Genomic DNA, 19,144 nt, shown 5'->3' on the forward strand with positions numbered 1-19,144 from the left:
GAGCGCCACCCCCGCTAATGAATATCAACCCGCCTGAAGCGCAATACGCCCAATCAAACCTTCCCGGGGCTCAGCACAGTATCCTTGGCCTCCCCCAACACCCCAGGATAATCCAACGTATAATGCAACCCCCGACTCTCCTTCCGCCGCATCGCCGATAAAATCATCAGCTCCGCCACCTGCGCCAAGTTCCGCAGTTCTATCAAATCCCTGCTCACCCGGTAATTACTGTAGAACTCGTCAATCTCATCCAGCAGCAGCCTCACCCGATGCTGGGCCCGCTGCAACCGTTTGCTGGTCCGTACGATCCCCACGTAGTCCCACATGAACCGCCGTAACTCGTCCCAGTTATGCGCAATGATCACGTCCTCGTCCGAATCCGTCACCTGGCTCGCGTCCCACCCCGGTAATGCCACCGGCATGGGCACCGCTTCCAGGTGCGCCTGAATGTCCGCTGCCGCCGCGCGGCCATAGACGAAGCATTCCAGCAGCGAATTGCTGGCCATGCGATTGGCGCCATGCAGCCCGGTAAAGCTCGTTTCGCCAATGGCATAAAGCCCCGGCACATCCGTATGGCCACGCTCATCCACCATCACCCCGCCACAGGTGTAATGTGCCGCCGGCACCACCGGGATGGGTTGACGCGTGATGTCGATACCAAAACCCAGGCAGCGCTCGTATACCGTCGGGAAATGGCTCTTGATGAACTCCGCAGTCTTGTGCGTGATGTCCAGGTACACGCAGTCCACGCCAAGGCGCTTCATCTCGTGGTCGATTGCCCTGGCCACGATGTCCCGCGGTGCCAGTTCCTCACGCGGGTCGAACCGAGGCATGAAGCGCTCCCCGTTGGGCAGGCGCAGCAGGGCGCCTTCTCCACGCAGCGCCTCGGTTATCAGAAAGCTCTTGGCTTGCGGGTGATAGAGGCAGGTGGGGTGGAACTGGTTGAACTCCAGGTTCGCCACCCGGCAACCTGCACGCCAGGCCATGGCGATGCCATCGCCGCAGGCACCGTCCGGGTTGCTGGTGTAGAGGTAAACCTTGGCTGCACCGCCTGTCGCAAGCACCGTGAACCGGGCGCCGTAGGTGTCGACCTGGCCCGTGTTGCGATCCAGTACATAGGCCCCCAGGCAACGCTCGCCGGCAAGGCCCAGGCGCCGCTCTGTGATCAGGTCTACCGCTACGCGCTGCTCCAGCAACTCGATGTTGGGGCGCTGCCTGGCTTGCGCGAGCAGGGTGGTGAAGATGGCGGCGCCCGTGGCGTCTGCGGCGTGGATGATACGCCGGTGGCTGTGGCCGCCCTCGCGGGTAAGGTGGAACTCGAAGCCACCGTCGTCGACGCCGTGGTGGTCGTCCCGGGTGAACGGCACGCCCTGTTCGATCAGCCATTCGATGGCTTCGCGGCTGTGTTCGACGGTGAAACGCACGGCCGCTTCATTGCACAGGCCGCCGCCGGCATTGAGCGTGTCTTCGACGTGGGACTGTACGGTGTCGGTGTCGTCCAGTACCGCTGCTACACCACCCTGGGCCCAGAAGGTCGAGCCATTGGCCAGGTCGCCCTTGCTGAGCACGGCAACGCGTAGGTTGCCGGGCAGGTTCAGTGCCAGGCTGAGACCCGCAGCGCCGCTGCCGATCACCAGGACATCATGTTGGAATTGTTGGCTCATGTCGGGACACTAGTAATCTTCTGGAAGGGCGCGGCACAATAGTCACGCGCCGATGGCATTGTGAAACTATCGTGAACCTGGCCGGGTTGCCTTTATAGCAGCCTCAGGTAGCCAATTTCCATGCCACTTGCCAGGTAGCGGCAACCTTTGTGGGAACTTTCCGGCTTCGCCGGAAATCCTATGAAGGCTGCCTGCACGCCAACAATTTGCCGCGGCGACGCAGGGCGGTAGCTCCCAATGGGCTCACACCTGCGTATTCGTAACCTGATTATCGACGTTGCCGGTCAGTTCCGTGCTACGTCTTCCGTGCACGCCGATCAAGGGCTGCAGGAAACTTGCTTGGAGGGGAGAACTTTTGCGCAAAGCCCGAGTCTATGGTTGCAAGCCTGAGCGATGGCCATTGCAGCGCTCCTTCGAGTTTACCGAGGAGTGTTCATGCTAACCCAGGAAGAGGATCAGCAGCTTGTCGAGCGTGTGCAGCGTGGTGACAGGCGAGCTTTCGATCTGTTGGTGCTGAAGTATCAGCACAAGATTCTCGGGTTGATCGTGCGGTTTGTCCACGACACCCACGAAGCCCAGGATGTTGCACAGGAAGCGTTTATCAAGGCGTACCGTGCGCTTGGCAACTTTCGCGGTGACAGTGCGTTCTATACGTGGCTGTACCGCATCGCCATCAACACGGCGAAAAATTACTTGGTGTCACGCGGTAGGCGGCCACCAGACAGTGATGTGAGCTCCGAGGATGCGGAGTTTTACGATGGCGATCATGGCCTCAAGGATCTTGAGTCTCCAGAGCGCTCGTTGTTGCGGGATGAAATCGAAGGCACCGTCCATCGGACCATCCAGCAGCTCCCGGAGGACCTGCGCACGGCATTGACCCTGCGTGAGTTCGACGGCCTGAGTTACGAAGACATTGCCAGTGTCATGCAATGTCCGGTGGGTACCGTGCGCTCTCGGATTTTCCGCGCTCGGGAGGCCATAGATAAAGCCCTGCAGCCTTTGTTGCAGGAAACCTGAGACAGCGGCTACAGCCAAGAGAGGAACCGCCATGAGTCGTGAAGCTTTGCAGGAATCGCTGTCCGCGGTGATGGATAACGAAGCGGATGAACTGGAACTGCGTCGGGTGTTGAACGCCGTCGACGAAGCCGAAACCCGTGCCACTTGGTCGCGCTACCAGGTTGCCCGCGCAGCCATGCACAAGGAATTGTTGCTGCCTAACCTGGACATCGCCTCGGCTGTGTCCGCAGCTCTGGCTGACGAGGCCGTGCCGGTCAAGGTCAAGCAAGGCCCATGGCGTACTGTCGGCCGTCTGGCTGTTGCAGCCTCCGTCACCCTGGCTGTACTGGCAGGTGTGCGCATGTACAACCAGGACGACATCACCGGTGCCGAGCTGGCTGCCCAGCAACCTGTCCAGCAAGGCGTAACTGTTCCGCAGGCTCAGGGCCCGGCAGTGCTGGCTGGCTATAGCGAAAGCAGCGAGCAGGCTACCGGCCCAATGGCCAATGGTGTGTTGCAGAACCAGGCTGGCTGGGATCAGCGCCTACCGGGTTACCTGCGCCAACACGCTCAGGAGTCCGCCCTGAAGGGGACTGAAACCGCATTGCCTTACGCTCGCGCAGCCAGCCTGGAAAACCGTTAAGTAGGGAGGACCATGCGCGCGCTACCCCTTCTGTCGCTGCTGGTCGGCAGCTGTATGGCGGTGCCAGCGTTGGCAGCCAACTCGTCGCCTGAGGCGAACGAGTGGCTGAACAAGCTGGCACAAGCCGAGCAAACCCAGAGCTATCAGGGCTCATTCGTCTACGAACGCAACGGTAGCTTCTCTTCCCACGATATCTGGCACAAGGTCCAAGGTGGCAACGTCAGCGAGCGGCTGCTGCAGCTCGACGGCACCGCCCAGGAAATCGTGCGCGTCGACGGCAAGGTCCAGTGTGTAGGTGGCGGCCTTGCCAGTGATGTGACGGCGCCGCCCGACACTGCTCCGCGTGTGCTGGACCCTCTGAAACTGATGGGCTGGTACGACCTGGCCATGTCGGGCAAGTCTCGGGTTGCTGGGCGTGATGCTGTGGTTGTCACCCTCACGCCACGCGACCAGCACCGCTACGGTTTTGAACTGAATCTGGATCGCCAGACCGGGTTGCCGCTTCGCTCGCTGATGCTCAACGAGAAAGGCCAACTGCTGGAGCGCTTCCAGATGACACGCCTTGAGCCCAAGGTGCCTTCTGATAACGATCTTCACCCCAGCGCTTCGTGCAAGCCGGTTGCGGCCGCCGCGCCAGCGGGCAGCCCTGTGTCTGGCTGGCGCTCAGACTGGCTGCCGCCTGGTTTCGAGCTGATCAACAGCGCCGTTCGTCGCGAGCCAGGAAAGGGCGGCACGGTGAGTACCCTGATGTATGACGACGGCCTGGCCAGGTTTTCGGTGTTCCTTGAGCCTGTGAAGGACGAAGGCGGTGCCGATGTTCGTACCCAGTTGGGCCCGACCTCAGCGGTGTCGCGTCGCCTGAACACGCCCAAGGGCAAGGTGATGGTAACCGTGGTAGGGGAAATACCCCTGGGTACAGCAGAGCGCGTGGCATTGTCGATGCGGCCGCAGGATGCCCAGGCCAGTCAATGACGGCGGGCACTGCACGCACGCTGTGCAGGCTTTTGAAACGAAATTAACGCATTGTCATTTGCAATCCGTCGGCAAATTTTCTATAGGTCAGGCTTCTGGGAGCCTGACCTTTTGCTGCGTCGTGCAGGGGCCTTTCTAAACTACCGCTCGTTGTGACGGGAGCCGTATGTCAATACCACGCTTGAAATCCTATCTATCGCTGTTCGCTGCTGTGCTGATGCTCGGCCAGGTGCTGACCGCCCAGGCCGAGGAAGCCCTGCCGGACTTCACCACGCTGGTCGAGCAGGCTTCGCCGGCTGTGGTCAACATCAGTACCAAGCAGAAGCTTCCGGACCGCCGCATTGCCGCTGGGCAGATGCCTGACCTCGAAGGCCTGCCGCCGATGTTCCGCGAGTTCTTCGAGCGCAACATGCCCCAGCAGCCGCGCTCCCCGCGTGGCGATCGCCAGCGCGAGGCGCAGTCGCTCGGTTCGGGCTTCATCATTTCCAGCGACGGCTATGTGCTGACCAACAACCACGTGGTGGCCGATGCCGACGAAATCATCGTGCGCCTGTCTGACCGCAGTGAACTGCAGGCCAAGCTGGTAGGTACCGACCCGCGCACCGACGTAGCCCTGCTCAAGGTCGAGGGCAAGAACCTGCCGACCGTCAAGCTAGGGGATTCCGAAAAGCTGAAGGTCGGTGAGTGGGTGCTGGCCATCGGTTCGCCGTTCGGCTTCGATCACTCGGTCACCAAAGGCATCGTCAGCGCCAAAGGCCGGACCCTGCCCAACGATACCTACGTGCCGTTCATCCAGACCGACGTGGCCATCAACCCGGGTAACTCGGGTGGCCCGCTGTTCAACATGAAAGGTGAGGTGGTGGGTATCAACTCGCAGATCTTCACCCGTTCCGGTGGTTTCATGGGCCTGTCGTTCGCCATCCCGATCGACGTGGCCATCGACGTGTCCAACCAGCTGAAAAAAGACGGCAAGGTCAGCCGTGGCTGGCTGGGTGTGGTTATCCAGGAGGTCAATAAGGACCTGGCCGAGTCGTTCGGCCTGGAAAAACCCGCCGGTGCACTGGTGGCCCAGGTACTCGAAAACGGCCCGGCAGCCAAGGGTGGCCTGCAGGTAGGTGATGTGATCCTCAGCATGAATGGTCAGCCGATTGTCATGTCTGCCGACCTGCCGCACCTGGTCGGCGGCCTGAAGGATGGCGAAAAGGCAAAACTGGACATTATCCGCAATGGCAAGCGCCAGACCCTGGATATTAGCGTGGGTGCACTGCCGGATGACGATGCCGATATCGCCCCTGGCAGCGACACCAGCGTGGAACGCAGCAGCAACCGCCTGGGTGTTGCCGTGGCGGACTTGACCGCCGAGCAGAAGAAGTCCCTGGAGCTCAAGGGCGGCGTGGTTATCAAGGAAGTGCAGGATGGCCCGGCAGCCATGATTGGCCTGCGTCCGGGTGATGTCATCAGCCACCTGAACAACCAGGCCATCGGTTCGGCCAAGGAGTTCACGCAGATCGCCAAGGAACTGCCGAAAAACCGTTCGGTGTCGATGCGGGTGCTGCGTCAGGGTCGCGCCAGCTTCATCACCTTCAAGCTCGCTGAATAAGGTGTTTTGACAGGCGGAGAAGGGCAGCGATGGCTGCCCTTTTTTATGAATGTTCACAATTGGGCTGGCGGATACTGCCGACGGTTGGGCAGAGGAATCTCCCATCTGCCAGCTGCTTAAGGTACAATTGCCGGCTATTTTTCGGCGGGCGTCCGGCTCGCAGCCTTTTCGAGTGTTGACCTGTGAGTGATTTGAGTCATATCCGCAATTTCTCCATCATCGCCCACATCGACCATGGCAAGTCGACGCTGGCCGACCGTTTCATTCAGATGTGCGGTGGCCTTACCGCGCGCGAAATGGAAGCCCAGGTCCTCGATTCCATGGACTTGGAGCGCGAGCGCGGCATCACCATCAAGGCCCACAGCGTTACGCTCAACTACAAGGCCCAGGACGGTAAGGTCTACCAGCTCAACTTCATCGACACCCCCGGCCACGTCGACTTCACTTACGAGGTGTCGCGTTCGCTGGCAGCCTGTGAAGGTGCCTTGCTGGTGGTCGACGCGGGCCAGGGTGTCGAGGCCCAGTCCGTTGCCAACTGCTACACCGCCATCGAGCAAGGCCTTGAGGTCATGCCGGTGCTGAACAAGATGGACCTGCCCCAGGCCGACCCGGACCGGGTGAAGGACGAGATCGAGAAGATCATCGGCATCGATGCTACCGACGCCGTGGCCTGCAGTGCCAAGAGCGGCATGGGCGTGGACGAAGTGCTCGAGCGCCTGGTGCATACCATCCCGGCACCCGAGGGCGACATCGACGCGCCGTTGCAGGCGCTGATCATCGATTCCTGGTTCGACAACTACCTGGGCGTGGTCTCGCTGGTGCGTGTGCGCCATGGCCGCGTCAAGAAAGGCGACAAGATCCTGGTCAAGTCCACCGGCAAGCTGCACTTGGTCGACAGCGTCGGTGTGTTCACCCCGAAACACACCCAGACCGCCGACCTGAAGGCAGGCGAGGTAGGTTTCATCATCGCCAGCATCAAGGACATTCATGGTGCGCCAGTGGGCGACACCCTGACGCTGTCCTCCACGCCTGAAGTGCAGGTGCTGCCAGGCTTCAAGAAAATTCAGCCGCAGGTCTACGCCGGCCTGTTCCCGGTCAGCTCCGATGACTTCGAAGATTTCCGCGACGCGTTGCAGAAACTCACGCTGAACGACTCGTCGCTGCAGTACATGCCGGAAAGCTCCGATGCACTGGGCTTCGGTTTCCGCTGTGGCTTCCTGGGCATGCTGCACATGGAGATCATTCAGGAACGCCTGGAGCGCGAGTACGACCTGGACCTGATCACCACGGCGCCCAGCGTAATTTACGAGCTGGAACTGAAAACCGGTGAAACCATCGTGGTCGACAACCCGTCGAAGCTTCCGGACGTCTCTGCCGTCACGGACTTCCGTGAGCCGATCGTCACCGCGACTATTCTGGTGCCTCAGGAACACCTGGGTAACGTGATCACGCTGTGCATCGAAAAGCGCGGCGTGCAGCGTGACATGCAGTTCCTCGGTAGCCAGGTGCAGGTGCGCTACGATATGCCGATGAACGAGGTGGTGCTGGACTTCTTCGACCGCCTCAAATCCACCAGCCGCGGCTATGCTTCGCTGGATTACCATTTTGATCGCTATCAGTCGGCCAACCTGGTCAAGCTGGATGTGTTGATCAACGGTGACAAGGTCGACGCCCTGGCATTGATCGTGCACCGCGACAACGCAGCCTACAAAGGCCGTGCGCTGACCGAGAAGATGAAGGAGCTGATTCCTCGGCAGATGTTCGATGTGGCGATCCAGGCAGCCATTGGCGGCCAGATCATTGCCCGGACCACTGTCAAGGCACTCAGAAAGAACGTACTGGCCAAATGTTACGGTGGCGACGTTAGCCGTAAGAAAAAGCTGCTGGAGAAGCAGAAGGCCGGTAAGAAACGCATGAAACAGGTGGGCAACGTGGAGATTCCACAAGAAGCCTTCCTCGCCGTGCTCAGGTTGGATAGCTAGGTCCTATGTCGCTAAATTTCCCGCTGTTGCTCGTCATCGCCGTTTTCGTATGCGGTCTGCTTGGCTTGATCGACCTGCTGTTCCTGGCGCCGCGGCGTCGTGCAGCCATCGCCAACTATCAGGGCAGCGTAAGCCAGCCGGAAGTAGCGGTGGTCGAGCGCCTGAACAAGGAGCCGTTGCTGGTCGAGTACGGCAAGTCGTTCTTCCCGGTGTTGTTCATCGTGCTGGTGCTGCGCTCGTTTCTGGTTGAGCCGTTCCAGATCCCTTCGGGGTCGATGAAGCCGACCTTGGAAGTGGGCGACTTCATCCTGGTGAACAAGTTCTCCTACGGCATTCGCCTGCCGGTGATCGACAAGAAGGTGATCGAAATCGGTGACCCCCAGCGGGGCGATGTCATGGTGTTCCGCTACCCGAGCGATCCGAATGTCAACTACATCAAGCGTGTGGTTGGCCTGCCAGGTGACCAGATCCGTTACACCAACGACAAGCGTCTGTTCGTCAATGGCCAGCCCATTGCCGAGCAACTGGTGGGCACCGAGCCGGGCACCTTGGGTAGCGCAGAGCTGTACAAGGAAAAGCTCGGGGCTGCCGAGCACCTGATCCGCAAGGAGATGAGCCGTTATCGCATGCCACCGGACCAGCAATGGACCGTGCCGGCAGGCCATTACTTCATGATGGGCGACAACCGCGACAACTCCAACGACAGCCGCTACTGGGATGACCCAAATATTCCCAAAGAGCTGCACGGCATGGTTCCGGATCGCAACATTGTCGGCAAGGCCTTTGCCGTCTGGATGAGCTGGCCAGAGCCGAAACTCAGCCACCTGCCTAACCTTTCGCGGGTCGGCCTGATCCATTGATACCCTTCGGCGCTGTCCAGCAGACAGCGCCGAATGCATTTCTGACATAGGCTGTGTCTCAGGGATGGGAGATTCGCCGCACGTCGCGGCCGCCACAGCCAAACAGTCTTTCAGGATGTTGATTTGAACAACGCGTTTAACAACGATCGGGTGGTCGCATGAGTGCTTCCCTTGCCCATCTGGAGCGAAAGCTCGGTTACACCTTCAAGGACCAGGACCAGATGCTCCTGGCCTTGACCCACCGCAGCTACGCCGGGCGCAACAATGAGCGCCTGGAGTTTCTAGGCGACGCCATTCTCAATTTCGTTGCGGGCGAGGCACTGTACGAGCGCTTCCCGCAGGCCCGCGAGGGCCAGCTGTCGCGCCTGCGGGCACGGTTGGTCAAGGGTGAAACCCTGGCCCGCCTGGCCCGTGGTTTTGACTTGGGCGAATACCTGCGCCTGGGCTCCGGTGAGCTCAAGAGCGGCGGCTTTCGCCGGGAATCGATCCTGGCCGATGCCTTGGAAGCCCTGATTGGCGCCATCTACCTGGATGCCGACATGGCAACCGCCCGCGAGCGTGTGCTGGCGTGGCTGGCCAACGAATTCGAAGGCCTGACGCTGGTCGACACCAACAAAGACCCGAAAACCCGCCTGCAAGAGTTCCTGCAGTCGCGCAGCTGTGAGCTGCCGCGTTATGAAGTGGTGGATATCCAGGGCGAACCCCATTGCCGTACCTTCTTCGTCGAATGCGAAGTGGTGCTGCTGAACAACAAGAGCCGTGGTCAGGGCGTCAGCCGGCGTATCGCCGAGCAAGTCGCTGCCGCGTCCGCATTGATCGCCCTGGGCGTGGAGAATGGCAATGACTGAGAACACCCCGACCCGTTGCGGCTACGTCGCCATCGTTGGCCGGCCGAACGTCGGCAAGTCGACGCTACTCAACCACATCCTGGGTCAGAAGCTGGCCATTACCTCGCGCAAGCCGCAGACCACACGCCACAACATGCTCGGCATCAAGACCGAGGGTGACGTGCAGGCCATCTACGTCGATACCCCCGGCATGCACAAGGCCAACGATAAGGCCTTGAACCGCTACATGAACCGCAACGCCTCGGCCGCCCTGAAGGATGTCGACGTGGTGATCTTTGTAGTGGACCGTACCCGTTGGACAGACGAAGACCAATTGGTGCTCGAGCGCGTGCAGTACGTGACCGGGCCGGTCATCCTGGCGGTCAACAAGACTGACCGCATGGACGAGAAGGCCGAGCTGATCCCGCACCTGCAATGGCTGCAGACGCAATTGCCGAATGCCGAGATCGTGCCTATTTCTGCGCAGCAAGGGCATAACCTCGAGTCGCTGGAGGCGCTGATCGCCAAGCACCTGCCGGAAAACGAGCATTTCTTCCCGGAAGACCAGATCACTGACCGCAGCAGCCGGTTCCTGGCCGCTGAGCTGGTGCGCGAGAAAATCATGCGTCAGCTGGGTGCAGAGTTGCCCTATCAGATCACGGTCGAGATCGAGGAATTCAAGCAGCAGGGCCACGTGCTGCACATCCATGCGCTGATCCTGGTCGAGCGGGATGGCCAGAAGAAGATCATCATTGGCGACAAGGGTGAGCGTATCAAGCGCATCGGCTCCGACGCACGCAAGGACATGGAAGTGCTGTTCGACGCCAAGGTCATGCTCAACCTGTGGGTCAAGGTGAAGGGCGGCTGGTCTGACGATGAACGTGCCTTGCGCTCGCTGGGTTACGGCGACCTCTGACGCTGTTGCAATAGCGGCTGGCCCCACGGCCTAGCCGCTTCCCTAGGGCTCGAAACCTCGAGCAAGTGACCCTCCATGGATCAACCAGTCGGGCAGCCTGCCTACGTGCTGCACAGCCGGGCCTACAAGGAAACCAGTGCGCTGGTGGACTTCTATACCCCGCAAGGTCGCGTACGTGCGGTTCTGCGCCGTGCACGGGGTAAGGGTGGCAGCCTGGTGCGTCCCTTCGTCCCCCTGGAGGTCGAGTTGCGCGGGCGGGGTGAACTCAAGACCGTCGGCCGGCTGGAAGGGGCCGGCACTGCGCTCTGGCTGCATGGCGATGCGGTATTCAGCGGTTTGTACCTCAACGAGCTGCTCATGCGCCTGCTACCGGCCGAGGCGCCGTCCCCCGAACTGTTCGACCACTATGCCCAGACCCTGCAGGCACTGATGGCCGGGCGCGCGCTGGAACCGCTGCTACGGGCATTTGAGTGGCGGCTGTTGGATGAGCTGGGCTATGCCTTCTCGCTGCAAAACGACGTCAATGACCAGCCTATTGCTGCCGAGGGCCGTTACCGCCTGCGGGTGGATGCAGGCCTGGAGCGGGTGGAACTGGTACAACCTGGCCTGTTTGCCGGCGCCGAATTACTGGCGTTGGCCGAGGCTGATTGGGATGTACCCGGCGCACTGCTGGCTGCCAAGCGCCTGATGCGTCAGGCGCTGGCGGTTCACCTGGGGGCAAGGCCGCTGGTTAGCCGTGAACTGTTTCGCAAGCGCTGATCACGACGTATGCTGTAGCGCTCAAACTTAGGAGAGCGTTTCGTGACTCACAGCAACCGCATGCTTCTCGGCGTCAATATCGACCACGTGGCAACCCTGCGTCAGGCCCGAGGCACGCGCTACCCTGACCCGGTCAAGGCAGCCCTGGATGCAGAGGAAGCAGGCGCCGATGGCATCACCGTGCACCTGCGAGAAGACCGCCGCCACATTCAGGAGCGCGATGTGCTGCTGCTCAAGGACGTGCTGCAGACGCGCATGAACTTCGAGATGGGCGTTACCGAAGAGATGATGGCGTTCGCCGAAAAACTCCGCCCCGCCCACATCTGCCTGGTGCCCGAGACGCGTCAGGAACTCACCACCGAGGGTGGCCTGGACGTGGCCGGGCAGGAAGTGCGTATCAAGGCCGCAGTCGAGCGCTTGGCCCGCACAGGGGCAGAAGTGTCGTTGTTCATCGATGCTGACGAGCGGCAGATTGAAGCTTCGCGCCGGGTCGGCGCCCCTGCCATCGAGTTGCACACCGGTCGTTATGCCGATGCCCATACCCCCACCGAGGTGGCTCAGGAGCTTGAGCGTATTGTGCAGGGGGCCGCATTCGGTATTGACCAGGGCCTGATCGTAAATGCCGGCCACGGGTTGCATTACCACAATGTCGAAGCCATCGCTGCGATCAAGGGTATCAACGAACTGAACATTGGCCATGCCTTGGTGGCTCATGCCCTGTTCGTTGGTTTCAAGGCTGCGGTTGCGGAAATGAAAGCGCTGATTCTTGCTGCATCACGCTAACCATCAGTTGCGGCCTGCCGGGCAATTCACTTGCGCGCCAGCAGGGTTGCCCGGCGTGGCGCTGGCAGCCCTTCCACGGTCTTGCCATGGTCGTCAGGGTCGAGGAAGTCGCTGAGCGACTGGTAGCGCATCCACTCGGTGCTGCGCTGTTCCTCCACACTCGTGACGCTCACATCGACGCAGCGCACATCGCTGAAACCGGCGCGCCGCAACCAGCGCGCCAACGCCGGTACCGACGGCAGGTACCACACGTTGCGCATCTGTGCGTAGCGGTCTTCTGGCACCAGCACCTGCTGTTCGTCACCCTCGATCACCAAGGTTTCCAGCACCAGTTCGCCCCCTTTGACCAGGCAATCCTTGAGTGCCAGCAGGTGCTCGATGGGCGAGCGGCGGTGATAGAACACACCCATGGAGAAGACCGTATCGAACCCCTCCAGGTTGGCCGGAAGGTCTTCCAGTGCGAACGGCAGGTGCCAGGCGGGCAGGTCTGGCAGGTAGCGCTGCACGGCCTGGAACTGGCAGAAGAACAGCCAGTTGGGGTCGACACCCACCACCAGGTCGGCCCCCGCGCCCAGCATACGCCATTGGTAATAACCATTACCGCACCCCACATCGAGCACGCGCTTGCCCTTCAGGTTCAGGTGCGGGCCCACCCGCGACCACTTCCAATCCGAGCGCCATTCAGTGTCCACATGCACGCCGAACAGGTCGAAGGGCCCCTTGCGCCAGGGTGAAAGCCCCATCAAGGCCTGGCGCATCTGCACGCGGCTGGCGTCATCGCAGGCGCAATCCAGACGCAACCCATTGACCAGGTCGACCTCGCTGGCCTGCAGGGCAGGCAGGGCGTCGAGTGCGCCGCGCCAGCGGTCCAGGTCACCGTGGCCTTTTTCCAGTTTTGCATCCAGTTGCGCTTGCAGGCCTTGCGACCAGCTAGCCAGGGGTGTGCCCGCCAGGCGGCGGACCAGGGGGGAAAGATCAATCATGGCAGGGCTATCAACGAGGCAAAATTGAGGCATTGAAACCACGGCACCACGTTGGAAAAACCGGCCGCCAGCAGGCGCTCGCGGTGGGTATCCAGCGTGTCCGGGCGCATCACGTTTTCAATGGCACTGCGCTTCTGGGCGATTTCCAGTTCGCTGTAGCCGTTGGCACGTTTGAAGTCCAGGTGCAGGTCATTGAGTAGGCGCTGTTGCTGGGCATCGGCGAAACAGAGCTTTTCGGACAGGATCAGGGCGCCCCCGGGCAGCAGCGACTGGCGGATACGCGCCAGTAGGTCCAGGCGTTGCTCCGGGGCGATGAACTGCAGCGTGAAGTTCAGCGCCACCACCGATGCAGGCTCGAACGGCAGTGTGAGGATGTCGGCTTCCAGCACCTGCACGGGCAACAGTTCCTGGAACATCGAGTCCTGGGCCGTGAGGTACTGGCGGCAGCGTTCGACCATGGCGGCAGAATTGTCCACCGCGATCACCCGGCAGCCGTCGCTGCGCACATGACGGCGCAGCGCCTGGGTGACTGCCCCCAGCGAGGCGCCAAGGTCATACAGGGCAGTGCCGGGCTGGGCGAAGCGTGCGGCCAGCACGCCCAGGTTCTCGACGATGGTCGGGTAGCCGGGGACCGAGCGCTTGATCATGTCCGGGAACACCTGCACCACGTCTTCGTTGAAGACGAAGTCGGGTACCTGCTCCAGAGGCTGGGCGAAGAGGCGGTCGGGTTGTTGGCTCACGGCGGGCTCGATGCGCGGTAAAACGGGGGCGTATTTTATCGAATGGCCAGGTTTCTTGCCATGGCAACCTTTCTGGGGATCGCTGTTCATACCCGCTGCAGTGAAGTTTCACACACCGCTAAGTTAGCCAGATGAATGTGGCGCGTGCACGAAAGTTTGATACTCCGCGCTCAATGTCCTGATGAATGATTAATCACGGACCTCATCGAGTGATAGGTGGTATTGCCATGCAGGAAGAATTACCCATAGAGCAGATGGATAATATTTCCATCGTCAAAACATTGCCCGCACAGTATTTCGCTTTTATAGAAAACCGGCTGGAGGGTGGTCAGCAGGTAGGCACATTGCTGACCGCTGAGAACCTCAAGGCCATCAAGCAGTATGCCAATCAAGTGCATCAGTTACCCCGAACGCAGGCAGAGATCGAAAGTGATTTTGACTATGCAAGCCTGGGGCTTGATGCCACCAAGGTCTACGACCTCTATGTGGCGTTACACCGGCATGTCTATGAGTGGGACATCCTGGAGCGAACCATAAAACAGCTTGGCCCCGAGATCGAGTCATTCGCCGACAGCCTGGTTAACCGCGGTGGCACCCTGCTGAACAACCTGGAAAACAGTGATGTGTTCCACGCACTCAAACAGCGTAAGGCCGAGCAGGGTGAGGATGTCTATACCCACTCATTGAGCGAGGACGAGCGGGCTCAGGTCGCCGCTATCCTGGCAGTCGGTATCAATGAAATCGTTCGGGAGATCGAGGACACCCGTCGGCGCATTGATGACGTCGACAAGCGGGCCAACTGGTTCAACAACGAGATCAAGCGCGAGCTGAAGCCCCGTATGGTGAGGCTGTTGAGGCACTTCGACGACAATGTCTCTCTCGCCGACGTCATCGAGCGCCGCAAGCAGCTCGATCAATGGGATGAGCAGATCGAGCAGTTGAAGTCGGAATACGATGCCAATGTCGGGTACGCCTTCACCGGTATTGCACTGGGCCCCATCGGCTTGATTATCACCGGTGGTGTGTTTGGCGACAGGGCCGAAAAAATTCGCAAGCGCAAGAATGCCTTGATCGAGGAGCGTGACGAACTGGCCGGCCGGCTTGGGAAAATGGTACCAGCGATGGAAGATTTCGAGCGGGTCTCGACGCTGGTCAGGGACTTGCAGTTCCGCTGCAAGGACCTTTCCGCCGCCACCAAGCGCCTAGCCGATGTGTGGTTGTATTTGGCCTCCTATGCCAAGAACTCCGTAGAAGAAGCCAAGGCGTTGGATACCATCACGCAGCTGGAATCGTTCGTTCACGATTTTTCAGAAGTCATCAAGCCCTGGACCAAGATCGGCAACATTTGCCATACCCTGTCGGAAGTGTTCAATGAACTGATCGACGAATATGAGGATGCCTAACATGGACGTTATCAACCTGAAAACCGCCTTGCCTGATTTCCTGAAGATGCAACAGGTGCAGGATCAGATGTTCGAGCTGATCAGTACGTGGGACGGCCATGTACTTACGCGGGTGCGGGAACAGCTTGATGAATTGCGAAACTTGCTGTTGCTGGTGGAGCGCTCGTTCAAGGAATGCGTGATAGGCGGTATTGTGCTGCTGGAGGATCGGCATTTTGTCCCCTCCACGCGCACCGTGGATGCGCCCTCCAAGCTGGGCAGCGTGCTGACCCGGCTCAACCAGCACCATGCGACCTTGGCTCGCTTCAACCTGCGGCTGGAGCTTTACTCGCTGTCGGCCCTGCCTGAATCGCTGGCACACCTGCAATCACGCGCCACGCGCCTGGAGGAGCAAGCGGCCGGGTTTGACATGAGGCTGGTGACGCTGCGAGAGCAGCGCGCCGCCGTGGTGCAGGCTATCCAGGTTTTCGAACGGCCTTCGGTCGCCAGCGCCTTCAAAGGCCTGATTCCCAGCGATGAGGAAATCGACCAACTGATGGGGCTGATCAAGGACCCGAAGGTCGATGCCGGGTTGCTCAAGTCGGTAACGGCCAAGCTGGCCAAGTATGCTGATGTGTTGGAAGGTGGCAGAACCTTCAACGACCTGAGCAACGCCCATGCACGCTTGCAGATAAAGATCGACGAGGCTGCAAACGACCTGCAGTTGGCGCAACGTGCATTGCAGGACGCCAACACCGAACTGCAAGCCGTCACCGAGCTTTCTGGCCTTGAAGCCTTGAAGCAGACGTGGCTGGGTGAACTGCGCAAGGTTGAAGTGCACTGGCAGGCACAGGCCGAAAAACTCACTGCGGGCATGGCGGTGGAAGCTGCAACGCTGGCGCTTCACGACCTCTGCGATTACCTCAAAGCAGTACAGCAGGCCTATGACCGCAGTTGAACGCTCAGCGCACTACGACCTTGCAGTCGAAAGTCTGTACGGGGAGCACCTGTTTTTCCCAAGGCCGTTGATACACCAGCCGTAAAACGGCTTTGCCCGGGGTGCTGGCCTGGTAGCGCCAGGTCGAAAGGCCGGCGCTGCCCACCACGTCTTCTTCTTGTGGGGCGCTGTACACCTCCGGGCCCAGGCTTTCGAGCGCCGGTTGTGCAGCTGACTCAACCTGCCATCGGTAGCCGGTCGACGGGTTGCTGGGCAGGGACAGGCTCAAGGCTTGGCCCACCTTCAGGTACACGGGGCATTCGCTCTCGGCATCGAGCTCGACGGGCTGGGGAGGGTGCTGCGCGCAGGCAGACAAAAGCAGTAGCCCCACAGGGGCAAGCAGGCGATAGCTGGACATAGCGGCTCCAGAGGCTGGCGACAGCCTGAGAATAACCGATTGTTGCATTCACTGAACGGTCGAGTGGGTAAAAGGGCTGCGCGAGCAGCCCTTTAAAGGTGTTAGAACAGTATCTTGGCCACGTCGGCAAAGCGCTTGGCAAAATGCACGGTCAGCCCTTCACGCAGGTAGTCCGGTAGCTCTTCGAAGTCTCCACGGTTGGGCTCGGGCAGGATCAACTCGTGAATCTTCTGCCGGCGTGCCGCAATGACTTTTTCCCGCACGCCACCAATGGGCAGTACCTGGCCGGTCAGGGTCAGCTCGCCTGTCATGGCGACCCCCTTCTTTGGCGCTTGGTCCCGGGCCAGTGACAGCAGGGCACTGGCCATAGTGATGCCGGCGCTCGGCCCATCCTTCGGCGTTGCACCTTCGGGCACGTGCAGGTGGATGAATGCCTCGTTGAAGAAGCCGGCGTCACCGCCAAACTGCTTGAGGTTGGAACTGACATAGCTGTAGGCGATTTCGGCGGACTCCTTCATGACGTCGCCCAGCTTGCCGGTGAGCTTGAACCCACGGCTGAGGGTGTGGATGCGTGTGGCCTCGATTGGCAGGGTGGCGCCACCCATGCTGGTCCAGGCAAGCCCTGTGATCACGCCTTTGCCTGCCAGAACCTGCTCGCTGCGGAACACGGGCATGCCCAGCGCAGCTTCCAGGTCCTTAGGGCCAATCTTGAGCTTGGCGGTGGGGTCTTCCAGCAGCTTGACCACGGCCTTGCGTACCAGCTTGCCCAGCTGTTTTTCCAGCTGCCGCACGCCGGCCTCTCGTGCGTAACCTTCGATCACCGTGCGCAGCGCGCTGTCGCTGATGCTCAGGCTGGTCTTGGCCACACCGGCCTTTTGCAGCTGTTTGGGCCACAGGTGACGTTTGGCGATGGCCAGCTTTTCTTCGGTGATGTAGCCGGAAAGCCGGATCACTTCCATACGGTCGAGCAGCGGCCCGGGGATAGAGTCGAGGGTGTTGGCGGTACACACGAACAACACCTTCGACAGGTCCAGGCGCAAGTCCAGGTAATGGTCCAGGAAGTCGACGTTCTGCTCCGGGTCCAGGGTTTCCAGCAGAGCCGAGGCTGGGTCGCCCTGGTAGCTCTGGCCCATCTTGTCGATCTCGTCGAGCATGATCACCGGGTTCATCACTTCGACGTCTTTCAGCGCCTGCACCAGCTTGCCGGGCTGTGCGCCGATGTAGGTGCGCCGGTGCCCCTTGATTTCTGCTTCGTCACGCATGCCGCCGACACTGAAGCGATAGAACGGCCGGCCCAGGGATTCGGCGATGGACTTACCAATGCTGGTTTTGCCGACCCCGGGCGGGCCCACCAGCAGCACGATCGAACCGCTGATTTCGCCTTTCCAGGCTCCGACGGCCAGGAACTCGAGGATACGTTCCTTGATGTCACCCAGGCCGGCGTGGTGCGCATCGAGCACCTTGCGGGCATGCTTGAGGTCGAGCTTGTCGTCGCCATACACCCCCCACGGCAGGGCAGTAGCCCAGTCCAGGTAATTGCGGGTGACGGCATATTCAGGCGAGCCGGTTTCCAGAATGGCCAGCTTGCCCATCTCTTCATCAATGCGTTTGCGAGCCTGGGCCGGCAGCGTCTTGCCTTCGAGGCGCTGTTCGAACTGCTCCAGGTCGGCGCTGCGGTCGTCCTTGGTCAGGCCCAGTTCCTGCTGGATGACCTTGAGCTGTTCCTTGAGGAAGAACTCGCGCTGGTGCTCGCCGATCTGCCGGTTGACCTCGGCGGAGATCTCGTTTTGCAGGCGCGCGACTTCCACCTCCTTGCGCAGCATGGGCAGGACCTTCTCCATGCGCTTGAGCATGGGCACACAGTCAAGCACTTCCTGTAGCTGGCCGCCCGTGGCCGAGGTGAGTGCGGCGGCGAAGTCGGTGAGCGGCGAAGGGTCGTTGGGGCTGAAGCGGTTGAGGTAGTTCTTCAGCTCCTCGCTGTAAAGCGGGTTGAGCGGCAGCAGTTCCTTGATCGCATTGATCAGGGCCATGCCGTAAGCCTTGACCTCGTCAGTGGGGTCGGCTGGCTGGCGTGGGTATTCCACCTCCACCAGATAAGGTGGGCGATGGTGCTTGAGCCAGGTGCGGATGCGTACCCGGGTGAGGCCCTGGGCCACGAACTGGAGTTTGCCGTTCTCGCGGCTGGCGTGGTGCACCTTGACCAGCGTGCCGTACTCGGGCAGCGCCTTGGTGTCGAAGTGGCGATGGTCTTCAGCTGGGGTGTCCATGAAGAACAACGCCAGGCTGTGGTCAGGCGACTTGGCCACCAGGTCCAGGGTTTCGGCCCAGGGCTCTTCGTTGACGATGACCGGCAGGACCTGTGCGGGGAAGAACGGGCGGTTGTGAATCGGGATCACATAGACCTTGTCCGGCAGTTGCTGGCCGGGCAGGGCCAGGGCGTGGCTTGTGCCAGGCTGGGCTGTGGTGTGTTCGACTTCAGCGTGGTCGTCGGGGTGTTCGGGGAGATCCTGCTGGTCGCTCATGGGGCACCTGCGTGAATGACTATGGTGCTTAGATGGGGCAGGGGGCCAAGGGTTTCAAGCGGCTGGCTGGATCGGTGCCTGATGGCGGGGGCTGGCTGTGTGATTGCATGGGCTGAATCAAGATCCGCAGCAACAGCGACCTTAAATATATCCGTTTACT

The 19,144-nt window shown here is 60.7% G+C and carries 17 protein-coding genes; 12 read left to right on the forward strand and 5 right to left on the reverse strand.

Features of this window, described 5'->3' with window-relative positions:
* Positions 1-53 precede the first annotated feature (53 nt).
* On the reverse strand, positions 54-1,664 hold the full coding sequence (gene nadB, locus APH25_RS19820) for an L-aspartate oxidase (protein ID WP_060483076.1): 1,611 nt from the start codon (positions 1,662-1,664) through the stop codon (positions 54-56).
* Positions 1,665-2,099: 435 nt separating this feature from the next.
* On the opposite strand from nadB, the gene rpoE reads away from it, so the two are divergent.
* The 10 genes from rpoE (at position 2,100) to pdxJ (ending at position 12,002) form a co-directional block, all read left to right on the forward strand.
* Positions 2,100-2,681, forward strand: coding sequence for an RNA polymerase sigma factor RpoE (gene rpoE, locus APH25_RS19825; RefSeq protein ID WP_003252049.1), 582 nt, complete (start codon positions 2,100-2,102; stop codon positions 2,679-2,681).
* 31 nt (positions 2,682-2,712) lie between these two features.
* Positions 2,713-3,303 carry a sigma-E factor negative regulatory protein gene (locus APH25_RS19830; RefSeq protein WP_060483077.1) on the forward strand — a complete coding sequence of 197 codons (591 nt, stop codon included), beginning with the start codon at positions 2,713-2,715 and terminating at the stop codon, positions 3,301-3,303.
* Positions 3,304-3,315: 12 nt separating this feature from the next.
* On the forward strand, positions 3,316-4,275 hold the full coding sequence (locus APH25_RS19835; RefSeq protein WP_060483078.1) for a MucB/RseB C-terminal domain-containing protein: 960 nt from the start codon (positions 3,316-3,318) through the stop codon (positions 4,273-4,275).
* Positions 4,276-4,492: 217 nt separating this feature from the next.
* Positions 4,493-5,875 (forward strand): DegQ family serine endoprotease, encoded by a 1,383-nt coding sequence (locus tag APH25_RS19840; protein ID WP_371262518.1) that lies wholly within the window; start codon positions 4,493-4,495, stop codon positions 5,873-5,875.
* A 182-nt stretch (positions 5,876-6,057) separates the two neighbouring features.
* Entirely contained in the window at positions 6,058-7,857 is a 1,800-nt protein-coding gene (gene lepA, locus APH25_RS19845; RefSeq protein ID WP_028633678.1) for a translation elongation factor 4, read from the forward strand.
* Between the two features lie 5 nt (positions 7,858-7,862).
* Positions 7,863-8,717, forward strand: coding sequence for a signal peptidase I (lepB, locus tag APH25_RS19850; RefSeq protein ID WP_060483079.1), 855 nt, complete (start codon positions 7,863-7,865; stop codon positions 8,715-8,717).
* A gap of 158 nt (positions 8,718-8,875) precedes the next feature.
* Positions 8,876-9,565 (forward strand): ribonuclease III, encoded by a 690-nt coding sequence (gene rnc / locus APH25_RS19855; protein ID WP_060483080.1) that lies wholly within the window; start codon positions 8,876-8,878, stop codon positions 9,563-9,565.
* Positions 9,558-10,460, forward strand: coding sequence for a GTPase Era (gene era / locus APH25_RS19860; RefSeq protein WP_028633675.1), 903 nt, complete (start codon positions 9,558-9,560; stop codon positions 10,458-10,460). The genes rnc and era overlap by 8 nt, the downstream gene beginning before the upstream one ends.
* 75 nt (positions 10,461-10,535) lie before the next feature.
* Positions 10,536-11,219 carry a DNA repair protein RecO gene (gene recO, locus APH25_RS19865; RefSeq protein WP_060483081.1) on the forward strand — a complete coding sequence of 228 codons (684 nt, stop codon included), beginning with the start codon at positions 10,536-10,538 and terminating at the stop codon, positions 11,217-11,219.
* Between the two features lie 60 nt (positions 11,220-11,279).
* Complete coding sequence (gene pdxJ / locus APH25_RS19870; protein ID WP_371262519.1) at positions 11,280-12,002, forward strand: pyridoxine 5'-phosphate synthase; 723 nt, start codon at positions 11,280-11,282, stop codon at positions 12,000-12,002.
* A gap of 26 nt (positions 12,003-12,028) precedes the next feature.
* Here the strand turns inward: pdxJ and cmoB are convergent, their stop codons facing one another.
* Positions 12,029-12,985, reverse strand: coding sequence for a tRNA 5-methoxyuridine(34)/uridine 5-oxyacetic acid(34) synthase CmoB (gene cmoB, locus APH25_RS19875; protein WP_060483083.1), 957 nt, complete (start codon positions 12,983-12,985; stop codon positions 12,029-12,031).
* A complete protein-coding gene (gene cmoA / locus APH25_RS19880; protein WP_060483084.1) occupies positions 12,982-13,725 on the reverse strand; it encodes a carboxy-S-adenosyl-L-methionine synthase CmoA in 744 nt (247 codons plus the stop codon). The genes cmoB and cmoA overlap by 4 nt, the downstream gene beginning before the upstream one ends.
* Before the next feature lie 227 nt (positions 13,726-13,952).
* On the opposite strand from cmoA, the gene APH25_RS19885 reads away from it, so the two are divergent.
* Positions 13,953-15,128 carry an alpha-xenorhabdolysin family binary toxin subunit A gene (locus APH25_RS19885; RefSeq protein ID WP_060483085.1) on the forward strand — a complete coding sequence of 392 codons (1,176 nt, stop codon included), beginning with the start codon at positions 13,953-13,955 and terminating at the stop codon, positions 15,126-15,128.
* Position 15,129: 1 nt separating this feature from the next.
* Positions 15,130-16,065 carry an alpha-xenorhabdolysin family binary toxin subunit B gene (locus APH25_RS19890; protein WP_060483086.1) on the forward strand — a complete coding sequence of 312 codons (936 nt, stop codon included), beginning with the start codon at positions 15,130-15,132 and terminating at the stop codon, positions 16,063-16,065.
* Between the two features lie 4 nt (positions 16,066-16,069).
* On the opposite strand, the gene APH25_RS19895 is transcribed toward APH25_RS19890, so the two are convergent.
* Together APH25_RS19895 and lon are read right to left on the reverse strand one after the other, a co-directional pair.
* Positions 16,070-16,462 (reverse strand): protease inhibitor I42 family protein, encoded by a 393-nt coding sequence (locus APH25_RS19895; protein WP_060483087.1) that lies wholly within the window; start codon positions 16,460-16,462, stop codon positions 16,070-16,072.
* A gap of 101 nt (positions 16,463-16,563) precedes the next feature.
* The gene (gene lon, locus APH25_RS19900; protein WP_060483088.1) at positions 16,564-18,984 is read right to left on the reverse strand and encodes an endopeptidase La; all 2,421 of its coding nucleotides are present in this window, start codon (positions 18,982-18,984) and stop codon (positions 16,564-16,566) included.
* Positions 18,985-19,144 lie beyond the last annotated feature (160 nt).

The organism is Pseudomonas sp. NBRC 111119 (assembly GCF_001320125.1).
Taxonomy (GTDB): Bacteria; Pseudomonadota; Gammaproteobacteria; order Pseudomonadales; family Pseudomonadaceae; genus Aquipseudomonas; species Aquipseudomonas parafulva.